The following is a 20,301-nucleotide window of genomic DNA, read 5'->3' on the forward strand; positions in this document are numbered from 1 at the left end:
TGCTTTACCTCTGTGTGTGTTTAAAATGTGAGAAATTTTGCGGTTTATTTCATTTTTCCTTTTTGTTTTTATGTCCTAAAAGTGTTTTTTCTACACATTTTTGAGCTTTTTGATAAAAAGAATTTTTGTAATATTCATAGTCTTTTTCCCAATCTTTTGGTAGGTATAGCACTTCAAAATTCCCACCATAATTCCCACAAGGAAACAAAAACTCATCTGTATAAGCAAAAAATCCCAAAGTATCAATCCCTAAGTTATCAGCTATATGGATATTGCCTGTAGCTAGACTTATGCAGAGATTTACCCTGCTTGTTAGTTCTACTAGATTTAGTAAGTCATCGTTATTTACAAATACTTTTATATTTTCCTCCATAAATGGCTTAAAATCATAACCACTACCACGAAAGTTCATAAAGACAAACAGGGCTTTATCAAATTTTTTTGCTAGATTTTTAACAAGACTTATCCAATCATCTATTGCAAGGTTATATTTTGCGCTAGATATGCCAAAAGGACTTATGGCGATGATTTTTTCGTATTTTTTAGCATCACTCAAAAATTCATCTACAAAAATCTTATTTTTTCTATCAGTTTGGATTTGTATAGGTAAGCTTTTTAGTTCAAATTTGTCTATATTTTTATCATACTTTGGAGCATCTATCATTCTTACCAAATCCAAACATCGCAAAATCTCAAGCCTTTGGCTTCTTTTGATATGCTTTGGGTGTATAAAGCGTTGGGAAAATATAGAATGTAAATGCCTCCAAGTGATGATTTTAGGGCATTTGCTTTGTTTGGCAAGTTTTATATTTGCACTACTTCTATGTCCTAGAAGCAAGACTTCAACCTCATTTTCATCGACAACTTTGGCAAAATCTTTTATCTCAAAATCCACTCCCTCAATGATGAATTTGTCTATAAAATCAAAATTGCGACATAAACTTGCACCGATTTTGTTAGTGATTAGGATAAATGTCGCTTGTGGATAAAGCTGTTTTGTAATATAAAAGGCTGGAATGCTTGAAATAATATCCCCCACACCAAGCCTCCTATCAAATGCAATCACTTTAGGCTCTTTTTTATCCTTGCTTAGCTCATATAGCTTCGCATAGCGAAAAAACGCACCAAGCGCGTTTAGCAAGGCTACTATGAAACCTTTATATCCGTATAAAAACCCTTTTCGCAAAAAGTAATCTTTGAAAAACACAAAATGCAATCGCGCAAATGCTGAAAAAAAGCTCGTTTTTCTGCCGTTTTTTAACTTTTCTTGTGCTGATTGGCTTGTGTAGCGATTCATTTTAGCAATGATGCTATCAATATTTGCAAAAGCATAATGCTTTATCGCGCCTTTTAGGTGAATCTTTTGCGCTGTCGGCGGAATCATCACGCTTTCGTGCACTGCATTATCATTAAAGCGCGTGAAATTTTTGTTAAAAATGCGCCACACAAAGTCGGGATACCACCCACACGCCTTTATCCACTCGCCATTGTAGAGATTTTTGCGTGGCAGGGCGTAGATTTGATTTGGCTCTAAATCAAGTGCATTTATCTCGTTTAATGCGTCTAATTCAAGCACTTCATCGCTATCAAGCGATAAAATCCACTCATTTTTTGCATAGCTCACGCACAAGTTTTTCAGCGCACCAAAGCCGATGAACTCGCTTTGTTTCGCACGCAAATTTTTATAAGTCGCATTAAATTCTTGCGCGATTTGCAAGGTTTTATCCGTGCTACCATTGTCAAGCAAAATAATTTCATCAAAATCTCTCACAGATTCAAGACACTCTGCTAGCGTTTTTTGCGCGTTTTTTACAATGATACATACAGAGATTTTGCCAGCATTATTCATTCTATACCTCGCGTGTAAAGTAATAAAATCTACATAAATTTGGATATAACTTTAAAAAAACCCGCATTATACAAAAATATGCCAAACTAAACAAACCTAAACACCACTAAGCCCAGCAAGTGCAAAATAGTCAGGTGCAAATAGCAAAGTAGCGCGAGATAATGGAATAAGTTTTGCTAAACCTTAGTCAATGTCGTAGATAGGACAAATGCGGATAAGTGGCAAGCAATAGAGAATATGCAAAAAGCTAAGCAAGACACCACAAAAACCAAAACACCACAACCCAAGAATATCAAAAGCAAAATCAAACAAAACCACCAAGCAAGAAAAGCCTAAAAACACCAAAAACACGAAGGAGTGCCATAATGAGAGCGCAAATCAAAGGAAGTGCCAAGCCACACCCAAAATCCACTAAGCCAAGTCAAATCCACACAGCAAAATCTACAAAACCTCAAGTATTTATCGCTTTTATCCCCGCTTTTTTGGGGCTTTTGGGATTGTGTGGGCTACTAAGTCTATGTGTGGCGTTTGACCCGCAGATAGATTTCAATCCCCCTGATTATGTCGAGGAAATGCCAAGCAAAGAGTTTTTGCCCGCACCCACGCAAGCAGGTAGTCTTTTTGGGCAAGGAGAGCGACCGCTATTTGCCGATAGACGCGCTATGCGACCAAATGACTTAATCACCATAAACATAGATGAAAACTCCACCGCCTCCCTCTCTAGCTCCAAAAACTACACCTCCACGAGCAATGGAGCGACAAACGCACCAATCCTAAACTACAACGGCACAGATGAGGACATCGCCAAAGACACCCAAGAGCTAAACAACACAACAAACTATTCCTTGCAAAAAACCACTGATAATTCGACATTTAACGGTAGCGGTGCGCAAAGTCGCAATGACGCACTGAAATTTTCTATCACAGCTAGAATCCTAAAAGTCCTAGAAAATGGCAACTACTTCGTTTATGGGCACAACGAAGTGCTAATAGATGGTGAAAAACGGCTTGTTACCATAAGTGGCGTAATCCGCCCCTATGACATACAAAGAGACAACACTATCTCATCAAAGTATATCTCTGACTCCAAAATCTCCTACTTAAGCGTAGGCTCTATCGGGCAGACAAACCACAAAAAAGCTGGCTCAAAAGCTGTGGAAAATGAATTTCCTTTTTAGCTCAACTAAGTATTTGGCAGTTTTAAGAAGTAAAATGCTTGTAAAACCACTTACACAGTAGCAAAAAGTAGCTAAAAATTTAAGAGGTTATTAGATTTTGGATAGTCTTAAGCCCATTTGCATTATCCCCGCACGAGGTGGCAGCAAGCGAATCCCTCACAAAAATATCAAGTCATTTTGTGGCAAGCCTATCATTGCCTACTCCATACAAAACGCCCTAGAATCCAAAATCAATTCTAGTATAGCTTCTAGCATAGATTTTAGTGCGCATTCCCAAACCGATTTTAGAGTGCGCTTTGAAATGGATTTACAAGCAGATTCCCAAACAGAATCCAAAAAGGATTCCAAAAAAGAATCCAAAACAGAATCAAAGACAGATTCAAAAAAAGATTGTGCCACACACCAAACCTCACGCCAAAAATCCTTTCTTTCTGCTACGCCACTTTTTTCTACCGTAGTGGTTAGCACCGATGACAAGCAAATCGCAAAAATCGCTCAAAAATACGGCGCAGCTGTGCCTTTCCTCCGTCCTAGCAATCTAGCAGATGATACCACTGCGACACTCCCTGTGATAGCTCACGCGCTTCATTGCCTGCGCTCTTTAGGCGTAAGCATAAAAGATGATACACCTATATGTGTGCTATATCCCACCGCGCCACTTATCGATTCTAGCGATATTTTGCGTAGTTTTGAGGTGTTTTTGCGCTCTAAATGTGAATATGTGTTTTTTGCAAATGAGTTGCCAAAAAACCCATTGCGTGGCTTCACGCTAGAATCCACACAAAATCTTAAGCACAAATACACTTCAAAATCTAGTGCGAAATCTAGCGCGAAAACTTATAGCGTGGATTTTGCCGATTCTAGCACGCTTTGTGGCACACCACAAATGCTTTTTAGCCACTACGAAAATGTGCGCTCCCAAGACTTACCACCTGTTTATGTCGATGCTGGCGTGCTTTATTGGGGTAGGGCTAGCTCGTTTTTGGCGCAAAAGCCGATATTTTCTAGCCACTCACGCGCTATCGCACTAGAGCCCTCCCGCTCCCAAGACATAGACACGATGAGCGATTGGCAGCTAGCAAAAAGAAAATTTCTAGCCAAAAACTCCACAACGCATAAAAATAAAAAGCCTAAAAAATGACTACAAAAAATGCTGTGGTGCTAACAAGTTGGGGGAAAAACGCAGGTGGTGGGCACTTGCTCCGCACAAAAAAGCTAGCAAAACTTCTGCAATCCCACACGCAACCCCGCACAAAGCATAGCAAAATTGATTTTGCCTTTCTAAATAGCGAGGCGCAAAGCAATATCCACAATAACAAAAATAGCAAAAAGACTAAGACTTGGCAAGATATAAGCGAGTTTCGCGCTATCATCGCAAAAAATCGCTTCATCATCATTGATAGCTATGAAGTGCAAAATAAGCATTATCAAGCCCTTTTAAGCGAGCTAGAATCTAGTGATTTAGGCAAAAAAGATTTTTGCAAATCCATTTTAATCCTTGATGATGAGATTGGGTTTTTGCACTTTGTGGCAAATACACTGCGACAGGGTAAGCACACACCACAAAATCTCTCAAAACTTAGCAATGCTTTACGCCGCATATTTGTGCTAAATGGTGCTCTTGGGAGCGAAAAATTATTACGCGATTTTATGAAAAATTTTACAAAAGATTTTGTAGCAAATTTATCTTGCGAGCTAGATTTTAGAGGGGATTTTGCAAAATCTAGCGAGAAGTTATTGCGCGATTTTGTCAAAAATAATGTCTTTTATGGGGTGAAATATTTCGTAGCAAATACAGATTTTGACTTCACTAGGGAGGGCAAAAGGAAGCGCATAAAGCATATTTTGCTTACCTTTGGAGCGAGCGATACACAAAACTACACCCAAAAAACCATAGACGCACTAAGCCAAATAATCAGCACTCAAAAAAAGCATATTTTTAGCTCTAAAGTTTGCGCTCATATCGTGCTTGGCGAGTTTTATCCCCACCACCTTGAGCCAAAATCTATCAACACCAAAAGTGCCACAAATCCCACAAAAATAACGCACAAAATTTATCAAAATCTATCCCCAAAAGATTTTGCTAGCGTGATGAGAGGGTGCGACATAGCCATAAGTGCTGGTGGGCAAAGCATCTATGAAATCGCTCAAAACGCGTTGCCATTTGTGATTATTCCAACGGCTACAAATCAGCTCGCCCAATCTAGCGCGTTTGCAAAGAAAAAAGTGGCGATTTTACTTTGTGCTCAAAATCAAGCCAATCTAAAAACTTCAAATCCCATAAAATCCTCCAAAAATCCAAAAATCCAAAAATCCCAGCCTCCCCAAAAATCCATAGAAGAAACCATAAAAAAAAATAAAGCCCTAAAAAACTCTCTATCATCTGCCTTACTACAAGATTTGCCACTGCAAGCACAACTATCACAAGCCCTACTCGCCATCACTCCTAAAAATCGCGCAAAGCTAAGCCAAAATCTGCAAAAACTACAAATAGGAAAATCCACCAAAAAAATAGCACATAGATTTTTCACATTTTGCTAGCGCATTAGTCAAACACACATTGGGCACATATCACACACGCAAAAAACTTAAAAATTTACAAAAAAGCGATAAAATCCACAGATGTGTTTTTATAATTTGTGTTTTCACAAAATCTATACACAAAATCTACTTAGGAGTGTCTAAATGGCAAAACAAACAAACGCAAATAGCGCAAAAGTAGCGACAAAAGTCGCAAGTGTAGCAGTAGCACTAGGGCTAAGCCTAGCAAATCTAGCAGTAGCAAAAGTGCTTGCCACAGTCGATGGGGTGCAGATTACAGAAGCGGATTTTGATGAGATAAAAGCACAAAATCCCTCATTTGAGTTTAGCAAACTTACCAAAGAACAAAAACAAGAGCTTGTAAATCAAGCGGTAAATAATGTCCTAATCGCCAAAGAAGCGCAAAAAAGTAGCCTTGATAAAAGTGCGGAATTTACCCAAGCCTACAACAAAATCACAAAGCGTATAAAAGACAATCTTTTGGTAAATATATGGGCACAAAAAGAGTGGCAAAATATCGCTAGCAAAGTAACAGTAAGCGACCAAGAAGCAAAGGCGTTTTTTGATGGCAATAGCGCGCAGTTCTCCAAGCCAAATGTCCACGCACGACATATCATCGTAAAAACAGAATCCGAAGCAAAAAAAGTCATTGATGAGCTAAACAAAACTCCTAAGAACAAGGTAGAGCAAAAGTTTATCGAAATAGCAAATAAGCAAACTATCGACCCGGGCAACAAGCAAGCTCAAAACGGCGGGGATTTAGGCAACTTTAGCAAAGACCAAATGGTAAAGCCATTTTCTGATGCGGCGTTTGCTATGAGTGCTGGCAACTACTCCAAAAGCCCTGTAAAGACAGACTTTGGCTATCATATCATCTATGTCATTGACAAGGCAGATAAATATGACTTTGAGAAAATCAAAGAGGCTATAAAGCAAATGATAACCGAGCAAAAGGTAAGTGAAGAAATGCAAAAAAAGGTTGATTCACTTCGTGCTAAGGCAAAAGTGCAACTATCTCTTTAAGATTTTATTAAATATCTTAAGCGCGTTGGTGTGGGCTACTAGCGCGCGTTTTTCTCATCTCTTTAGTGTATCTTTCATCTGTGCTTCTTTCATTTAGGGGTTCATCACAGTTTGTATGATTTTTATTCAAAGATTCTAGCTTTTTGCAAACAATCTAGAACCTCTCTAGGCTTTGCAAATCTACACTCAAATCTGCTTGTGAGTCCACTCGCAAATCCGTTTATGAATCCACGCTTTGCAAAGCCATAGTTTTACAAATCCTTATGCAGTGTAGATTTTATGTGGCGTAGATTTTCAAATGATTTCTTGCCACACCCAAAATCCAACACTGCCTAGCACTTACACAAGCACTACCTAAAATCTAACGCTCATAAACCCAAATCCCATTTCGAGCATTCCTACTATGTTTGTTGTCGCAGGGTAGTTTAGAGGAGTGCCACCATTTGTGCTGATAGGTTTTGAGGCACTTAAGTCTTGATATTTTCCCACAAGGCGCAAATAGTATGAGTATTTCTCACTAGCAGCGTAAGAAAAGCCGATATGTGCCTTTGCTCCATAGCTATATCCACTCATTGTGGATTGTTTATCATCGCCTGTTTGCCCAAACCAATAATATCCTGCAAATATGTAGTTATAGCTTGCGCCGTATTCTATGGCAAATCTATTTGTAGTAGGGATAATCCCCTCTAGCCCTATCCCAGCAGAAAATAGCGCATTAGTGTAGCCATTTTCTCTGTTGATTTTAGAGCTATATCCCTCGCCGATAATGTCTATATTGAGATACAGAGGGTATTTTTTGGTGGCGATATTTATCCCAAGTCGTGGGTAAAGCTCCCAAAAAAGTGCCAACTCATTTTTCACAGAAGTGTGATTAGCTTTGAAGTTTTTGCTATTACTATTGCCAGCCCCTGCAAGCCCTCCCACAGAGAATCGCACCCTTTTGCCCTCCGTAGAGGTTATCCCTACATTCATACTTAGGTAGCCACCTAAGGTTTGTGTTTTTCCCTCTTGGACTTGTGCATATTGCACACCCATTCCTAGCCTAGCAGGCTCTTTTGGACACTCGGCAGGATTTATAGCGCAAAAAGCACCCATATAAGCCGCCGCATAAGTAGCTGAATATGAAACCATTTTTAGTCCTTTTAGTTATAAATAGTAATCACCCAATGGCTTTTATAACCATTGGGCTATGTAGAGTGATGATGTTGGATTTGTGATTTAGAATAGTCTAAATATTTCACCTAATATTCTAATAAACCCTCTCCAACTCCACGCTTCACCTTGAGTAGCTTTTAGCTCATCTTCGTCCAAAACAACGATATTGAGTTCTTTTTGTTTGTCGGTTTTAAACAAAAAGTCCATATCAGATTGTTGCAAGACCTCTTTATGTTGTGAAGCTTGGTTTTGCACCACTTCTGCAGATAGGGAGCTAAGTCCCAAAGCCAAAGAAACCATAAAAACTAAGGACAACTTTTTCATAGTTGTATCCTCCTTACATAAAATTTGCCACCTCATAAGAAATGTTTAAGAATATATGTATTATTTGTCAATTCTTTGGGTGGCGAGCAGATTATAAAAAAAAAATAAAAACATTTTGTCAAGTAAATCTCATTTTAGTTCCTATAAAAACTTGATTATGTTACGATATTTCACAAAAATATATAAAAAATTGCGTAAAAATGACAAAAATGATGTGTTTTCTATGTTTTATCGTTTTTTTACTTGACTTAAAAAAATGAGAAAATCTAGCCAATACTAGCTAATGATAAAAGCACATAGAATGCAAAAGTGTCTTATATATTGTGCTATTTTTAGATACTTTGCTATGCTTACAAATCATTGCAGTTTTTGGATTTCGCTACCATACTAAGCGTTTATATCATTGTCATATTGAGCTTTTTTGCAAAAAGCGAAATCTCCAAAAATGCCTATTTGCAAAATTTGCAGTTTTTAGATATTTCAGTTTCCCTACAAAACCTAGCATTTGCAAACAAACTAAACCTCAAAAGCCACACGCCAAAACCTCACGCACAAATCTACCAAAACCCTAGTTTTTTTGTAGTTCTTTGGAGAAAAATACCAAAAGTCCTATTAGTATTATGCCTAGTCCCAAAATCTTTTGCCACGAGATAGGCTTTATCCCTAGTCCAAAAGCCCCCATAGAGTCTAGCACTGCGCTTGTGAGAAGCTGTCCAGCTAGTGCTAGCAAAAACATATTTAGTAGCCCTATTTTGGGTGCGAGCAGTATCGTCCCAAACACAAAAAACGCGCCTAGCACGCCACCCAAAAACTTCCACCACGATTGAGAAAAAAGCGATTTAATCGTATCTAGTCCCAAAGCACCACTAAAATACGCCATAAAGCCTAAACAAATCGTGCCTATACCAAATGATATGAGCGCAGCTACAAGCGAAGCAAGCTGAAGTGATGAGCCTTGCAAAGAGCGAGCCAAAGAGGCATTTATAGGGGCTTGGGTAGCGATAGCTATCCCCATACACAAAGCGATGAGATAATACATTTTTACTCTCCTTAAAATCTAAAATCCACCAAAAAAAGTGCAAAATCATAAAATCTTACAAAAACAAAACCACCAAAATCTAATCTTTTCTATACACCAAGATAAGCCCACCTAGTATGATTCCAACGATACCGATAAACACCATAGCACTAGGAAAGCTATCCCCTAGAAACAACCCCAATATAAACGAAAACACCACATCAAGATAGCTTACCCCAGCTACAATGCCAGCTTTTTTTGCCACACCGTAGCTTTTGGTAGTGTGGATTTGATAAATCGTGCCGATAGCTCCCATAATGATGATAAAAATCCACGATTTTAGGCTAGGCATCACAAATGGTGCAAGCATAAAATCTAGCTCCTTTGGTGCGTAAAATTCTGCAACAATCATCGAAATAAGTGGTAGCAAAGCCCCCATAAAAATAAATGAAAACGCCACTTGCTCGGTAGCATAAAATCCCCTTAGCTTGCGCACGCTCACAAGTGCTAGTGCTGCAAAAAATCCGCTTATAATGCCTATAATGGAGTTTTTAAAATCAAAGCCTGTGTGCATATCAGGGTGCGCCCAAGGCTGCGAGACAAGTAGCACACCACCAAAAGCGATAAAAATCCCTATCCAGCCCTTTAGCCCCACTCTCTCACCAAATACAAAAAGCGCAATCAGTGTGATAAAAATCGGCGAAGTTTTTTGGAAAGCAAACGCCCCGCTAAGCGAAATACTAGAGACATTATAAAAAAACAAATACAGCGAAATAGCCCCCGTAAGCCCACGAAAAAATAATAGCCAAAAATGCCCACCCTCTTTGTGGATTTTGACTTTGCTAAGCAAGTAGAGCATAAACGCCACACCGATGATATTGCGAAAAAACATAATCTCAATGCTTGGTAGCTCATCACTCAAAATCTTGGCACACGCCCCCACAAGCGCGAAATCTAAGCAAGCAAGCACCATAAAATACACACCCAAATTATGTTTGATGACTTTTAGCATATTTTCCTCTATAAGCTTTATCAGCGTTTATCTTGGTCTTTGCTATTTTTTAGATTTTGCCACCTTTTGTATTCGCACATTTTACTTTATATAGATAAATCATTAGGTTTTGCTAAGCACCAAGATGATTCCCCCACCAATGATACTAACAATACCTGCAAACACCATAGCACTAGGAAAACTATCCCCCAAAAATAGCCCCAAAATCAGTGAAAACACCACATCAAGATAGCTTACCCCCGCGACAATGCCAGCCTTTTTTGCTACACCGTAGCTTTTGGTAAGGTGGATTTGATATACCGCACCCAAAATCCCCATAACTACGATAAAAAGCACAGATTTTGCACTTGGCAGGACAAAGCCACAAATCACAAAATCTAGCTCCTTTGGTGCGTAAAATCCACCAACAATCATTGAAAGCAATGGCACAAGTGTGCCAACAACCATAAAAGATAGCGCGATTTTTTCGGTGGTGTAGTAGTGTCGCAGTTTGCGGGCACTTACCACAGATATGGCAGACAAAAATCCACACAGCACGCCTAAAAGGCAGTTTTTTGCCTCAAAACCTGTGTGAAAATCCTCGCTAGCAAATGGTTGCGCAATAAGTAGCACTCCTACAAACCCTACACCAACGGCTATCCACCCCCTAAATCCTATACTTTCTTTGAATACAAAAAATGCAATAAGTGTGGTAAAAATCGGTGCAGTTTTTTGGAAAGAGTATGCCCCACCAAGCGTGATATGCTCAATATTATAAAACAAAAGATAGAGGGAAAGCACACCTGCTACACCTCGAAATATCAAAATCCCAAAATGCCCACCCTCTTTTTGTTTAAGTGTGGATTTTTTGAAAAGATAGTAGAGATAAAAAGCAGCGATAAGATTTCTAAAAAACACCACCTCAATACTTGGCAACCCCTCAGTGCTCAAAATCTTGGCACACGCCCCCACAAGCGCGAAATCCAAGCAAGCAAGCACCATAAAATACACAGCCAAATTGTGCTTAATCGTTTTTTTGATAGTTGATAGCATTTATTAAGCCTTTAGGCTTTTAGTTGGATTTACACAAATATACTTCAAACAATGCAAATCGTGCAAGATTTGTTTAAGAATCTATAATGCTTTTTGGCACAAATCCACACAAAAAAGCAAAAATTTTAACCTAAGCAATTTTACAATCACTAAGTAACACTAGGCAAGATTTTACACCGCAATCTTTGGCAGGCTTTTTGCGATAAACTATCCTTTTAGACTTTGAAAAATCCAATGTTTTCTTTGAGTTTGGTAGAGATATTTTCCAAATCGCTTATTGCTCTAGAAGCTTTGTGCATAAGATCTGTTGTGTTTCTAGATATATTTACCATTTCATCCATTTCAGCACGGATATTTTTGACACTCTCATCTTGGTGTCTAGAGGAGGTGCTTACATCTTTTGCTTTTGCTAGGGAGTCGCTAGCTTGGTCTTTTATCTCATCTAGCACAGAGGCGGTTTGTGTGGCTAGTTCTATGCTTTTTTGAGCTTGTGGCACAGCTTGATTCATCGCTTGAGCGACGGTTTGGATTTCTTGGCTTATATGCTGAATCATCGCAGAAATCTGCGAAGTAGCACCTGAAGTGCGCTCCGCTAGCTTTCTCACCTCATCAGCAACAACGGCAAATCCTCTGCCGTGTTCACCTGCGCGTGCGGCTTCGATAGCGGCATTTAGCGCAAGGAGATTTGTTTGGTCAGCGATTTCTGCGATGAGCGAGGCTGAAGAGCCTACCTCGCTAGATTGCTTCTCTAGCTCTAGGATTTGATTGGCAGATGAGATTACCATTTGCGTAACGGCTTCTACGGTTTCTTGGGTATCTGTCATCGCTTCTTGCCCTTTGCGAGAAAGTTCTAGGGTTTTTTCAGAGTTTTCTTCGGTTTGCTTAGCGATTTGAGCGATTTGAGCTATGCCCTCAGAGATTTCTACCACTTGCTTTGCAGAGTGCTTTGCTGTCTCGCTTTGTGTGATGGATGCTTTTTGGGAGTCCGCGCTAGCACTTGCCACAAGCTGGGTGTTTTTGAAAATATCATTTGCAGAGACTAAAATCTCGCTAACGATTTTTTTGAGTCGCTCTTGCATAGCTGCGATTTCGCCTAGCATACCTATGTTGTTAGATATGCTTTCACTCAAATCCCCGCTAGCGATTAGCTTCACACTATGTGAAGCGATACTTGGCTCGCCACCTAGTAGTCGCACGAGGTAGCCGATGATAAACCACACAAGAAGCACACTTGCCACCACTGCTAGAATCGCACTTATGATAAACACCCCTCTAAACACTGCTACGGCGTTTTGCACCACAGGAGTTACTGCTTGGTTTTTGCTCTCTTCTAAGTCGATAAACTCATTGATAGTAGCAAGCCACTCTACAAATATCGGGCGCACAGCATTTAGCGCATTTATCGCACCCATCTCATCGCCACTTTTTTTTGCCTCAAGCAGTTGTGCGATTATAGGGCGAGCGCGAGAATCAATAGCATCTATGCGTCCCAAAATCTCTGTTTCTACCTTGCCAAGCCCATTTTTTGTTTCAAAAGTATTTTTCATTCTTTCTCGTGCGTTTTCATACTTATCTTGGAGCTGTCTAATCTGCTGATTTAGCCTGCTAAGCGTAGTTCTATCGCTAAAGTCTGTAAGCACGACATCTCGCACATCAATAGACTCATCGTGCACACTTCCACGAAAGTCAATCGCTATGCGCTGTTTGACGGAATTTACTTCGTTTATCTCTGTGAGTTTGTCCCTAATAGAGCCGATTTGGATTATCGCATAGATACAAACAAGTAGCATAATCGCCACTATCGCAGCATACCCAAGCCCCAAAATCACAAACACGCTCATCGGTTTTTTTGTCATATTTTATCCTTTGTGTTTTTTTATTTTTATTACCAAACCCCTAACTTGTGCTATCTAAAATTATTCAAAAGCAGATTGTGGATTATAGCACAAAATCCATTAGTGTTTTGCAGTGTTTTGGCACTATCTAGGATTGTTTTAGCAGTATTATTTTAGCTCTGCCCAAGTGCGTCCTAGCGCGTAGCTTGATTTTAGTGGGACATTTAGCGTATAGATATTATCCATTATCACGCCTAGCTCTTTTGCTTTTTGCTCCGCTCCCTCTTTGTCTAGCTCGAAAATCAGCTCATCGTGCACTTGCAAAAGCATTTTTATATCGCTTTTGCTTTCTTTTATGTGAGCGTGAATTTTTAGCATTGCCATTTTGATTAAATCCGCTGCACTGCCTTGAAAAATCGAGTTTACTCCCTCACGCAGGAAGTTTGCCTGCATAAATTCACTAGCGTGCGCAAAGCTAAAATATCGCCTATGTCCTAGCAAAGTCTCTGCATAGCCTTTCTCCAAAATCTCTTGTTTTTTTGAATTTAGAAAATCTTTGACCGTGGGGAATGATAAAAAATATCCCTCAATATAGCTTTTTGCTTCTTTTTGTGGGATTTTTAGCGTTTGAGATAGTTTGGTAGAGCCCATTCCATAGATAAGCCCGAAGTTTATGCTCTTTGCAATATTGCGTTTTTGCACCGCTTCTTTTTCGCCAAAGATTGCCTTTGCGGTTTGTAAGTGAATGTCTAAATCATCTCTAAATGCTTTAATAAGTGCGATATCTTGACAAAAGTGAGCCAAAAGTCTAAGCTCGATTTGAGAGTAGTCAATCGATAGCAAAATCTTATTTTCTCCACTAGCGCAAAATCCAGCACGGATAAGCCTGCCCTGCTCGCTTCGCACGGGGATATTTTGGAGGTTTGGGGATTTGGAGCTTAGGCGTCCTGTGGCAGTGCCTGTCTGCAAAAACGAAGTGTAGATTTTGCCTTGTTTTTGTAGCTTTAGCATAGGCTCGACATAAGTGCCCTTTAGCTTTGCTAGCTCTCTGTATTCTAGGATTTTGGGTATGCAAGGGTGGGCTTCTAGCAGATTTTGCAAGGTTTTTTCATCAGTGCTATACCCGCCTTTTATTTGCCTCTGTGCCTTTAGCTTTAGGGTATCAAATAGCATATTTGCAAGTTGCTTTGGGGAGTTTAGGTTAAACACACTTCCGCATAGAGAGAAAATCTCTTGCTCAATTTGTGCGATTTCTTTAGAAAATCTCTCTAGCAAGTCTTTGAAATGATTTTCATCAATAGCTATGCCTTCTTCCTCCATTTCCAAAAGCACGGATACAAAGGGAAACTCTAGGTCTTTTGCTAGCTCAAAAATACTATCCAAACCACGCGATTCTAGTTCGTATTTTAGGCGAAAAAACAGCCTAAAAGAAGCACTCGCATCTTCAGCGGCGTATTTGGTGGCATTTGGGATTGGCACTTGTGAGAAATCATCTAGCTTGCCTAGCACCTCGCCAAAGCCTATCATAGAGTGGGCAAACCACTTTCTCATTTGCTCATCAAGCCCGACCTTGCTTACGCTATCAAAAAGCCACGCAAGCACCATAGAATCATAGATTTTACCATTTGCGTAGTCATAGTAGATTCCAAGATTTTGGGCGATTTTTAGGTCGTATTTGAGATTATGTCCGATGAGAGGATGAGCAAAAATCTTTCTTATCCCCTCTTTTGCTTCCTCTAGGCTTATTTGGGATTCTACGCCTAAGTAGCTATGGGCTATGGGGACATAATAAGCATTTACCCCATCAGCACAAAAGCTAAACCCCACTATTTGCGCTACTTTGGTATCAATAGCCGTAGTTTCGCAATCATAAGCGATAAGGCAGTCTTTTGGCATACTATCCAAAATCCCCTCTAGCTCGCTAAGAGATTCTATTTTCTTTGCATTGAAGCAAAAAGGAGCTTTGGCTAAAATTTCATCTGTTTTGTCTGCTAGAAGTGATTGGTTTATGTAGCCAAAGGTTGGGTGATTTTTCTCTATTGTTTCCTGCGAGGTAGAATCTAGCTCTGCAAAGGCATCTTCTATCTCAAGTCCCCCAAGCCCTTTTTTTGCTATGCGTTTTTTATCTTTTTGTGCTTCATATTCCTCTTTAGCTTTCTGCTCTTTTTTAGAATCTTGGGCGATGATTTGGCTAAAAGGCACATTTGGTTTTTCATTGCTTAGTCTTTGCACGATTTTGGCAAACTCATATTTTTTCATCTCATCTAGGATTTTGATGAGTGGATTTTTTTGTGGCATTATGGATTTTGAGAATTCAAACTCGCTAAATAAATCCCGCTCTAGCGTTACAAGCCTTTTGCTTAAAAATGCAGATTCCCTATTTTGTTCTATGGCATTTGCTAGTCTTTCTCCTACCACCTCACGCAGAGATGTTGCATTTTCATAGATATTTTCTAGATTTTCAAACCTCTCTATGAGTTTGGCTGCACTTTTTGTGCCTATGCCTTTTACCCCGGGCACATTATCGCTACTATCGCCTACTAGACTTTGATAGTCGATGAAATTTTTGGGATATACGCCAAATTTTTCAAAGCACTCCTCCTCGTGGATTTCTTTATTTTTCACAGGGTCTAGCAAGTGGATATTTTCGTTTATAAGCTGATATAAGTCTTTGTCGTGGCTTATGATTTCGACTTTTAAGCCCCTTTTTTGCGCTAGTGTGGCAAGTGAGGCGATGACATCATCTGCTTCATAGCCCTCAAAGGATAGATTTACAAATCCCATTTGCTCTATCCACTTTATGGCTATGGGTAGCTGTAAAACCAAGTCATCAGGTGCTTTTGCGCGGTTTGCTTTGTAGTCTTTGTAGTATTGCTTGCGCTTGTTTTCTCCCCCGCCCTCTAGGGCAAACACGATGAAATCCCCCTCGTTGTTTTTGTGTAGCTTCATTATGAGGTTGGCAAACCCCATAAGCAGCCCTGTGGGGAATCCATCTTTGTTGCGAAGTGGTGGGAGGGCATAAAAATTGCGAAAAAAGAATCCAAAAGTATCAATAATGATGAGTTTTTGCACCTTTTTGCTCCGTGTTTTGTGTGGTTGAGTTTGAGTTGATTTTGCTTAGATTTTGCTCTATTTATGTTCTTGCAAGCACTTTGCGTGGCTTAAATTTTCATATCTTAAAAAGGATTTATTTTGCCAAGCATTCCTAGTGCCAAAGATTTGCGATTCTCCTCGACATTTTTATAAGCGTCATTTAGCGCAGAGATAAGCAAAATCTGCAAGGATTCTTTATCCTCTAGCAAGCTATCATCTATGAGTATATCCACTACTTCGCCCACACCATTGATGCTCACACTAAGTAGTCCGCCACCACTTTTGGCAGTGAGAATCGTATCCTTGCTTTTTTGCTCCATTTCTTGGATTTGCTCTTGCATTCCACCTAGCATTTGGCTTAGATTTTTTATATCAAACATTTTTACTCCTTAATCGCCACGCAAGATTTAGGTATTTTTGGATTTTAAATGGCTTGATTTAGGCTCTAGAGAGAGTGAAGCACACCACGCCTAGCGCGACAATAAAAGCTAATGTGCAAAAAATTAAAGCAATCATTCCAGCAGTCATTTCATTTTCTCTATCTTTCTTACATTTTTGACATACAAAAAAGAAGCGCATACTATCCCAGACAATAACGAAACAGCAACAAGCATAACTATGCACAGCTCAAGCAAAGCTAACTCTCTAAAATTCACAAAAAGATATGCCAAAACAGAAAACAACGCAGATAATAGCAACACTATCAGCGCAATAGCCAAGTTTATGTTTGATTTTATGGCATCTTTTTTGCTCAACAAGCACCTCTTAAGTGTATGCAATAGCGCGTATTGTATCTAAATAATATTAAAATATCATTATTTTGCATATCTCAATCTCTCGCAAGATTTCATCTACTTTTATGCCTTTGGATAAGAATCAATATTTGATTCTACCTTTGTGATATGGTTGTGGCTATCTACAAAGACGACTTTTGGCTTGTGGGATTTTGCCCTCTCATAGTCCATACTCACATAAGCGATGATGATGATTATATCGCCCACACTTGCTTTGCGTGCGGCTGCGCCATTTAGACACACTACGCCACTACCTGCTTCTCCCAATATCACATAGGTGCTTAGCCTTTCGCCATTATTTACATTTACCACATCGACTTTCATACCCTCTAGCAGCCCAGCCTCTTCGCACAAGCTAGAATCTATCGTTATAGAGCCGACATAGTTGATATTTGCTTCGCTCACAGTTGCGCGGTGGATTTTAGAAAAAAGCATTTCACATTGCATATTTATCCTTTTTGCGTTATTTGCATTATCTAAGTGCCGCTAGATACTATTTATAAAAATCTACAAAGCCATCTTGTGGGAGGATTATCTCCATATCTTTTGGCAAATAGTGCAGTATTTTATCCAAAAAGATAGATTCCGTAAGCATATCGCCACACAAAAATACTTTCTTAATTGCGTAGTTTTGCCCCATATCTCGCGCTAGATTTCCAACAAACTCACACAAAGAATCCACCACCCCATAGCACAAAGTCGCGCTATCCACACCTGCTAGAGAGAAGCTCATTGCACTTCGCAAGATTCTAGGCATATCAAGTGCCAATCCACCTTGAGGGGACTTTACCGTTTTATAATCAATTCTAGGTCCCTTATCGCGCAAGAACAATTTAGCTTTATTTAGCACACTATTCACACCCTCTTCCACACTTGCGTCTTTTGGGCAAAGTCTAAGCACTTTTGCAATGACAGAAAAAAACTCTATAAGGTTTTTGCAAGATTTTTCTAACTCTTTCGCAAAAGTAGCTTTTGTAGAATCCTCAAGCGAAAAATCTAGGCTATGCTCCCCAAAATGAGAAGTGAAGTTGGCAATTAGCTTATCGCCATTTTCTCTCGTGGCAATCTCTGCTAAAGCGTGAGTCGGATTTAAGCTAAAATCTATGTGCAAAATCTCGCTAAATGTGTCCTTTCGTGCTTGATTTTGTGGTGCTTGTTGATTGTCATTTGGCACTTGGCGATAAACCCATATAGCTGTGTTTTTGGATTTTGAGAGGTAGCATACTAGCATTTGAGAAGCATTTGCGATTTTGGCGGTGTTTTGCAAGGATAGTGATGGGGTAGATGACACATAGTGCTTGCGGATAAGAGAGAAAAGATTTAGCTTGCAAAATCTATCCTCCACATAAGTGCCGTTTTTGTCGCAAGATACGCGCTTATAGGGTGGAATCGTGTATGTAAGCGCACTCTCCAAAATCTCACTAGATTTTTTATCAAAAGGCTTTACAAAGACAAACTCCACGCCACGCGCCCTAGCATACACTCCAAGCAATGCCAAAAGTGGCTCATAAGCCAAAACACACTCAATCTCCACAGGATTTGCCATACCTGCTGATTGCGCTACTTGATTTTGCTTGCCAAAAAACTCTTTTGCAAAGACTTCTTTTGGACACAGCTTCATACTTGGCTTCTCAAAGCTCCCAAGCAGGCTGATTTGGGCTTGATTTACCCGCATAAAACTTTGCAGTGCCCCAAGCTCCCAAAACATCACAAGAGGGGATTTCTCCCCCACGCTTAAAGTCATATCGCCTCTTTTTGTGCGGATTCTAACAGGCTTGCCCTCCGCTAACTTACTAGCAAGCCTAGCAAGGAGCACAGCAAGGCTAGAATCTTTTGGTGCGATTTTTTTTGCACTTTTTGTGTCAAAGACTTCATCGCCATATCGTATATCCACAAAAAAGGGCTTTAGCACGGAGCATAGCGACAAATCGCTTGCCGTGTTATCCTCATTTTTCTCTTCAAATGCACCTAAAAGGGCTTTCATCTCTTGCACGGTGGGGATAGATTCTGCATTTTTTGGTAGTGTCCTATCGTGCGGGGTTTTAGAGTGCAAAATTTTAGCATAGCTAATCTTTTTTGGCAAAATGCTTGATTCTTGCAAGGATTTTGCACTCTCTATACCCTTAAATACAAAATCCATACTCAAAGGTAGATTCTCACTTATGGAGTTGGCAAAGGCGATGATTGTGTCATTTGCCACACCATCATTTGCCTTGGCGTCATTTATAGGGCGGACAAAGAAATACAGCTCACTTGGCTTTATCCACTCTTTGCTAGGACAAAACTCACTTCCAAAATCTAATCTATGCTTTTTTGCCAAATCGCACAATATCGCTTCAAATGGCGCGATAGCTTTGTGTGATTTTGTGCTAAGAAATATAAAAGCAAAGGTAGAATCAAGCGAGCAATTAGAATCTTTAGAAGTATTTTTTTTGTGTGTTTCTATTTTTTTAGACATTTTAGAGGACACCTTAACCCTATATTTTTATGAAATAAAACCAAATTAAAACGCAAAAGCTACAACTTTGAGATTTTAGCGCAATTATTTAGCAATACTTCAAACAAATAATTAACATTTTAGGAGTCAAAAATATAGCTATAAACACACGATGAATAAGAGCACGATAAATTAAAAAATCACGCAAAAATCCACAAAATCAAGCAAAATATGCAAATATTTGCACAAAAGAGAGCAAAAATACGCAAAAACTATCCGCTTTTTGCCGATTTTGTTATATAATCGTGCCTCGTAAGGCGAGATTAGCGCGTGAGTGTGGGCATCGCTTACATTTTTGCAGCTCACATTTATCGTTTCTATGCAGTTTTTACATTTGGTTTTTGTGTTGCATAGATTTCGCACAGCGCATTCTTGTGTTATTCATAGCGGGGCATATCTTTACAAAAGGTTGCAAAATGGATGTGAAAACTTGGATTTTTCCAACGCTATGCTTTTTTTTGTTTTGCTATGTTATGGTGTTTGTTGGGTTTTTTACATATCGTGTCAATCCAAATGTATCACTTTTTCAAGAAAAGGGGATAAAAGGTGCTACAAGCCTAGATAATCTAGCCAAAGAGATGAATAAGGCTATGAAGAAGTAGAATTGAAGTGGGGAAAAATAGGCTTAAATCGTTGGATTTTTCAACCGATATAGCTTGACAGATACATATAAGCGAACTAGACCAAAATCACCAAAGGAGTGCAGATGAATACCATAAGCTCAAATATCGCTTCTCTAAATGCGCGAAATGCAAACGCATACAAAGACGAAGACACAAAAATCGCCACGCAGCGAAATCGCCAAAATGACGATGTAGCCCAAGTCGCAGCGCAGAACAAAATCGCGCAGATTAGGGACTCTATCGAGGCAAAAGAATACAAACTCGACTTACAAAAAACTTCCGAAAAAATGGCACTAGATTTGCTTAACTTATAGCCAAAACCTCCTT

General features: G+C 39.5%; 19 protein-coding genes and 1 pseudogene. 7 read left to right on the forward strand and 13 right to left on the reverse strand.

Translation table 11 applies throughout. The features are described from left to right. Window positions 1-49 precede the first annotated feature (49 nt). Window positions 50-1,849, reverse strand: coding sequence for a glycosyltransferase (locus HMPREF2086_RS11225; RefSeq protein ID WP_023928258.1), 1,800 nt, complete (start codon window positions 1,847-1,849; stop codon window positions 50-52). A 365-nt stretch (window positions 1,850-2,214) separates the two neighbouring features. Between HMPREF2086_RS11225 and flgH the strand changes: the two genes are divergently transcribed. From flgH to HMPREF2086_RS08010, 5 genes and pseudogenes are all read left to right on the forward strand, one after another. Next, window positions 2,215-3,027, forward strand: a complete 813-nt coding sequence (gene flgH, locus HMPREF2086_RS07995; RefSeq protein WP_023928259.1) for a flagellar basal body L-ring protein FlgH — start codon at window positions 2,215-2,217, stop codon at window positions 3,025-3,027. Between the two features lie 97 nt (window positions 3,028-3,124). After that, window positions 3,125-3,286 (forward strand): annotated as a pseudogene (locus HMPREF2086_RS12145) (cytidylyltransferase domain-containing protein); the annotation flags it as partial. A 42-nt stretch (window positions 3,287-3,328) separates the two neighbouring features. Next, window positions 3,329-4,168: a cytidylyltransferase domain-containing protein gene (locus HMPREF2086_RS08000; protein WP_267902095.1), complete on the forward strand. Its 840-nt coding sequence runs from the start codon at window positions 3,329-3,331 to the stop codon at window positions 4,166-4,168. Next, window positions 4,165-5,568 (forward strand): hypothetical protein, encoded by a 1,404-nt coding sequence (locus HMPREF2086_RS08005; RefSeq protein ID WP_023928261.1) that lies wholly within the window; start codon window positions 4,165-4,167, stop codon window positions 5,566-5,568. Before HMPREF2086_RS08000 ends, HMPREF2086_RS08005 begins: the two co-directional genes overlap by 4 nt. A 144-nt stretch (window positions 5,569-5,712) precedes the next feature. Beyond that, complete coding sequence (locus tag HMPREF2086_RS08010) at window positions 5,713-6,591, forward strand: peptidylprolyl isomerase (RefSeq protein WP_023928262.1); 879 nt, start codon at window positions 5,713-5,715, stop codon at window positions 6,589-6,591. Window positions 6,592-6,945: 354 nt separating this feature from the next. Here the strand turns inward: HMPREF2086_RS08010 and HMPREF2086_RS08015 are convergent, their stop codons facing one another. The 12 genes from HMPREF2086_RS08015 to HMPREF2086_RS08070 all read right to left on the reverse strand — a co-directional run bounded on the left by HMPREF2086_RS08015 (window position 6,946) and on the right by HMPREF2086_RS08070 (window position 19,714). After that, complete coding sequence (locus HMPREF2086_RS08015) at window positions 6,946-7,722, reverse strand: hypothetical protein (protein ID WP_023928263.1); 777 nt, start codon at window positions 7,720-7,722, stop codon at window positions 6,946-6,948. An 87-nt stretch (window positions 7,723-7,809) separates the two neighbouring features. Continuing rightward, a complete protein-coding gene (locus HMPREF2086_RS08020; protein ID WP_023928264.1) occupies window positions 7,810-8,070 on the reverse strand; it encodes a hypothetical protein in 261 nt (86 codons plus the stop codon). Window positions 8,071-8,638: 568 nt separating this feature from the next. Then, complete coding sequence (locus HMPREF2086_RS08025) at window positions 8,639-9,109, reverse strand: DMT family transporter (protein WP_023928265.1); 471 nt, start codon at window positions 9,107-9,109, stop codon at window positions 8,639-8,641. A 79-nt stretch (window positions 9,110-9,188) separates the two neighbouring features. After that, window positions 9,189-10,100: a DMT family transporter gene (locus tag HMPREF2086_RS08030; RefSeq protein ID WP_023928266.1), complete on the reverse strand. Its 912-nt coding sequence runs from the start codon at window positions 10,098-10,100 to the stop codon at window positions 9,189-9,191. A 102-nt stretch (window positions 10,101-10,202) separates the two neighbouring features. Beyond that, entirely contained in the window at window positions 10,203-11,120 is a 918-nt protein-coding gene (locus HMPREF2086_RS08035; RefSeq protein WP_034561671.1) for a DMT family transporter, read from the reverse strand. Window positions 11,121-11,347: 227 nt separating this feature from the next. Then, window positions 11,348-12,988, reverse strand: a complete 1,641-nt coding sequence (locus tag HMPREF2086_RS08040; protein ID WP_023928268.1) for a methyl-accepting chemotaxis protein — start codon at window positions 12,986-12,988, stop codon at window positions 11,348-11,350. 147 nt (window positions 12,989-13,135) lie between these two features. Then, on the reverse strand, window positions 13,136-16,039 hold the full coding sequence (gene polA, locus HMPREF2086_RS08045) for a DNA polymerase I (protein WP_023928269.1): 2,904 nt from the start codon (window positions 16,037-16,039) through the stop codon (window positions 13,136-13,138). Between the two features lie 104 nt (window positions 16,040-16,143). Next, window positions 16,144-16,440, reverse strand: a complete 297-nt coding sequence (locus HMPREF2086_RS08050) for a YbaB/EbfC family nucleoid-associated protein (RefSeq protein WP_023928270.1) — start codon at window positions 16,438-16,440, stop codon at window positions 16,144-16,146. 144 nt (window positions 16,441-16,584) lie between these two features. Next, the gene (locus tag HMPREF2086_RS11690) at window positions 16,585-16,815 is read right to left on the reverse strand and encodes a hypothetical protein (RefSeq protein WP_148374513.1); all 231 of its coding nucleotides are present in this window, start codon (window positions 16,813-16,815) and stop codon (window positions 16,585-16,587) included. A 102-nt stretch (window positions 16,816-16,917) separates the two neighbouring features. Then, the gene (gene panD / locus HMPREF2086_RS08060) at window positions 16,918-17,301 is read right to left on the reverse strand and encodes an aspartate 1-decarboxylase (RefSeq protein ID WP_023928271.1); all 384 of its coding nucleotides are present in this window, start codon (window positions 17,299-17,301) and stop codon (window positions 16,918-16,920) included. 46 nt (window positions 17,302-17,347) lie between these two features. Then, window positions 17,348-19,312 (reverse strand): hypothetical protein, encoded by a 1,965-nt coding sequence (locus HMPREF2086_RS08065; protein ID WP_023928272.1) that lies wholly within the window; start codon window positions 19,310-19,312, stop codon window positions 17,348-17,350. A 171-nt stretch (window positions 19,313-19,483) separates the two neighbouring features. Continuing rightward, on the reverse strand, window positions 19,484-19,714 hold the full coding sequence (locus HMPREF2086_RS08070; protein ID WP_034561520.1) for a hypothetical protein: 231 nt from the start codon (window positions 19,712-19,714) through the stop codon (window positions 19,484-19,486). Window positions 19,715-19,767: 53 nt separating this feature from the next. Between HMPREF2086_RS08070 and HMPREF2086_RS08075 the strand changes: the two genes are divergently transcribed. Next, window positions 19,768-19,953 carry a hypothetical protein gene (locus HMPREF2086_RS08075; protein ID WP_023928273.1) on the forward strand — a complete coding sequence of 62 codons (186 nt, stop codon included), beginning with the start codon at window positions 19,768-19,770 and terminating at the stop codon, window positions 19,951-19,953. A gap of 104 nt (window positions 19,954-20,057) precedes the next feature. Beyond that, the gene (locus HMPREF2086_RS08080; RefSeq protein ID WP_023928274.1) at window positions 20,058-20,288 is read left to right on the forward strand and encodes a hypothetical protein; all 231 of its coding nucleotides are present in this window, start codon (window positions 20,058-20,060) and stop codon (window positions 20,286-20,288) included. Window positions 20,289-20,301: the final 13 nt, after the last annotated feature.

The sequence above is a fragment of the Helicobacter macacae MIT 99-5501 genome, assembly GCF_000507845.1.
GTDB lineage: Bacteria > Campylobacterota > Campylobacteria > Campylobacterales > Helicobacteraceae > Helicobacter_B > Helicobacter_B macacae.